Source organism: Archangium sp. (assembly GCF_036388035.1).
GTDB lineage: Bacteria > Myxococcota > Myxococcia > Myxococcales > Myxococcaceae > Archangium.
Map to the genome: position 1 here is coordinate 1 of NZ_DASVSO010000554.1, position 3,510 is coordinate 3,510.

General features: G+C 69.2%; 3 protein-coding genes. All 3 read left to right on the plus strand.

The genetic code is table 11. The features are described from left to right. Positions 1-341 (plus strand): hypothetical protein (locus tag VF697_RS22285; protein ID WP_331098153.1); only part of this gene is annotated, 341 nt, incomplete at its 5' end. Between the two features lie 60 nt (positions 342-401). Then, a complete protein-coding gene (locus VF697_RS22290; RefSeq protein ID WP_309891046.1) occupies positions 402-785 on the plus strand; it encodes a response regulator in 384 nt (127 codons plus the stop codon). 115 nt (positions 786-900) lie between these two features. Then, entirely contained in the window at positions 901-3,399 is a 2,499-nt protein-coding gene (leuS, locus tag VF697_RS22295; RefSeq protein WP_331098157.1) for a leucine--tRNA ligase, read from the plus strand. The last annotated feature ends 111 nt before the right edge of the window (positions 3,400-3,510 follow it).

Sequence of the window (3,510 nt, forward strand, 5' to 3'; positions counted from 1 at the left end):
GCACCCCTCCCCGGCACCTGATGAGGCCAGGCGGCGTGAAGGAGACGACAGGGGGCCAGAGCGAGTGCAGGCCGGACTCGGCGGGCCGTGTCCGGTGTGTGCAGGTGTCCAGCGTCCGGGAGTCGGCGAACCAGTACGTGTTCCGGATGGCCTCCGACCTCCGGGTGGACAGCCGGCTGCGCTACCAGCGGCAGTGGAGGCTCCAGAAGTCCGCCCCCGAGTGCACGCCGCGTGAAGGCGACGCGCGAGGGCTCGCGGCCGCGGCCCAGCGGGTCGAGGGGCGTGCTTATGGCTGTGGCGACACCTCTTCCGCCTCGGGCTGCGAGGACAGGGCCCTGTAACCGCTTCGCCCCGAAGTCCCTACCCCGGTCTGGCGCCGGGCGGTGCTATCCTCCCGCGCCATGACGCAGCAGATTCGTGCGCTGGTGGTGGATGATTCCCAGGCCATGCGGCGCAGCCTCATGTACGCGCTGCAGCGGCTCGGTTCGTGGTTGCACACCGACGAGGCCCAGGACGGCGCCGAGGGCCTCAAGAAGCTCACCCTCGGGCGGTACGACCTGGTCCTCACCGACATCAACATGCCGTTGATGGATGGGCTCAAGCTCATCCGCCACATCCGCCAGACGGACGCGTACCGCACCGTCCCCATCGTGGTCATCACCACCGAGTCCGCCGTCGAGGACCGGGAGCGCGCCATGGCGCTCGGCGCCAGCGCCTACCTGGTGAAGCCCGTGCAGTCCAAGGTCGTCCAGGACACGGTGAAGAGCCTCCTGCGGCTCGAGTAACCGTCGAGAAAGCGCTGGCCCGCCCCCCTGGCATGAGAGCCAGTCGTCAGAGGAGCACACCGGGGAGCGTCTGTTGTTGCCTGGGGGCTGGCGTCCCACTAAGACGCACCCCGTCATGGCCATGAACGAGCGCTACGAGCCGCAGGCAATTGAGTCGAAGTGGCAGACCCGTTGGGATGAGGCGGGGGTGTTCCGGGCGGGCAAGCGCCCCGATGCCCCCAAGAAGTACATCCTCGAGATGCTGCCGTACCCCAGCGGGCAGATGCACATGGGGCACGTGCGCAACTACCTCATCGGCGACGTCTACGCGCGCTACTTCCAGATGAAGGGCTACGACGTGCTGCACCCCATGGGCTGGGACGCCCTGGGCCTGCCGGCGGAGAACGCGGCCATCAAGGACGGCGTGCACCCGGCGGTGCGCACCCGCGACAACATCGTCTCCTTCAAGAAGGAGATGGGCACGCTGGGCTACAGCTACGACTGGACGCGCGAGGTCAACACCAGCGATCCCGAGTACTACCGGTGGAACCAGTGGTTCTTCATCCAGATGCTGGAGCGCGGGCTGGTCTATCGCCGCTTCAGCAAGGTGAACTGGTGCACCGGCTGCATGACGGTCATCGCCAACGAGCAGGTGAAGGACGGCACGTGCGAGCGCTGCGAGTCCCCGGTGCTGGACAAGGAGCTGCCCGAGTGGGCCTTCCGCATCACCCGCTACTCGCAGGAGCTGCTGGACGGGTTGGATGAGCTGAAGGAGTGGCCCGAGCGCATCACCTCGATGCAGCGCAACTGGATCGGCCGCTCCGAGGGCGTGGAGGCGGACTTCTCCATCCAGGGCAGCGACGCGCGCATCCGCGTCTTCACCACCCGCATCGACACCATCCACGGCTGCACCTACGTGGTGCTGGCGCCGGACCACAAGCTGGTCTCCCAGGTCACCACGTCCGGGCAGCGCGCCGAGGTGGACGCCTTCGTGAAGAAGATGGCGGCCACCTCGAAGACGGACCGCACGGCCGAGGGCGTGACGAAGGAGGGCGTCTTCACCGGCGCCCACGCCATCAACCCCTTCACCGGCCAGCCGGTGCCCATCTGGATCGCCAACTTCGTGCTGTCCGACTACGGCACGGGCGCGGTGATGAGCGTGCCGGCGCATGATGAGCGCGACTTCGAGTTCGCGCGCAAGTACGGCCTGCCCGTGAAGGTGGTGGTGCAGCCGGCCTCGGGCGACAAGCTGCCGCCGGGCGACAAGCTGGAGGCGGCCTCCACCGAGGACGGCATGCTGGCGGACTCGGGCGAGTACTCCGGGCTGGCCTCGGCCGAGGCGCGCAAGAAGATGGGCGAGAAGCTCAAGGCCGAGGGCCGGGGCGAGCCCAAGGTGACGTACCGCCAGAAGGACTGGGGCTTCAGCCGCCAGCGCTACTGGGGCACGCCCATCCCCATCGTCTACTGCGAGAAGTGCGACCCCGAGCGCAAGGGCCAGCCGGTGCCGCTGGACCAGCTGCCGGTGCGCCTGCCGGAGATCGACACCCAGGCGGTGCTGACGGGCAAGGGCGAGCCGCCCCTGGCCAAGGTGCCCTCGTGGGTGAACACCACCTGCCCCAAGTGCCAGGGCCCGGCCCGGCGCGAGACGGAGACGATGGACACCTTCGTCGACTCCTGCTGGTACTACGCGCGCTACCTGTCGCCGAAGTACGACCCGGCGCCCTTCGATCCGAAGGAAGCGCAGCGCTGGCTGCCGGTGGACGTGTACGTGGGCGGCCCCGAGCACGCCGTGATGCACCTGCTGTACTTCCGCTTCTGGACGCGGGTGATGAAGCTGCTGGGGCTCAGCCCGGTGGACGAGCCCGTCACGCGGCTCATCACCCAGGGCATCGTCAACGGCGCGGACGGCCGGAAGATGGGCAAGCGCTACGGCAACGGCGTGGCCCCGTCGTCCATCGTGCAGAAGTACGGCGCGGACACCGCGCGTGCCTACGTGCTGTTCGCCGGCCCGCCCGAGCGCGACTTCGACTGGTCCCACGAGCAGGTGGAGGGCGTCTTCCGCTTCCTCAAGCGGGTGTGGACGCTGGCCGTCCAGCACCACGGGGTGGTCGGGGCCACGCACGACGGGGCCTTCGAGGGCAAGGCGCTGGAACTGCGCCGCGCCGCGCACAAGTGCCTGAAGCGGGTGGGGGAGGCCATCGAGCGGCTGTCCTTCAACACGGCCATCGCCGGCATCATGGAGTACGTCAACGCGCTGTACGCGCTGGGCACGCCGGAGACGGCGGCGGAGAAGGCGGCCATGGCCGAGGCCATCCAGATGTTGGCGGTGGTGCTGACGCCCTTCGCCCCGCACCTGGCGGATGAGATGGCCGAGGCCTACGGCGCCAAGACGTTCACCGTCACGCGGGGCTGGCCGGAGTTCGACCCGACCCTGGTGGTGGACGACGTCATCCCCTACGCGGTGCAGGTGAACGGCAAGCTGCGCGCGGAGATCCGCGTGGCGGTGGACGCGCCGGAGGCGGACGTGCGAGCCGCGGCCGAGGCGGATGAGAGGGTGAAGGCGGCGATGGCGGGCAAGACACTGCGCAAATTCGTCTTCGTGCCCAAGCGGTTGGTGAACTTCGTCGTCGGCTGAGACGGGAGCCCGGTGCCCACCGAGGTCCTCGTCATGTGCAAGCGGTGCGGCCGTCCCCAGCAGGCGGGGGCGGGCCGCTGTGCCGCGTGCGGGGGGGAGCTGCCCGACGCC

Bases quoted from the DNA above. Each gene is read 5' to 3' on its own strand.
- leuS (WP_331098157.1), top strand. From the start codon at position 901: ATGGCCATGAACGAGCGCTACGAGCCGCAGGCAATTGAGTCGAAGTGG.
- VF697_RS22290 (WP_309891046.1), top strand. From the start codon at position 402: ATGACGCAGCAGATTCGTGCGCTGGTGGTGGATGATTCCCAGGCCATG.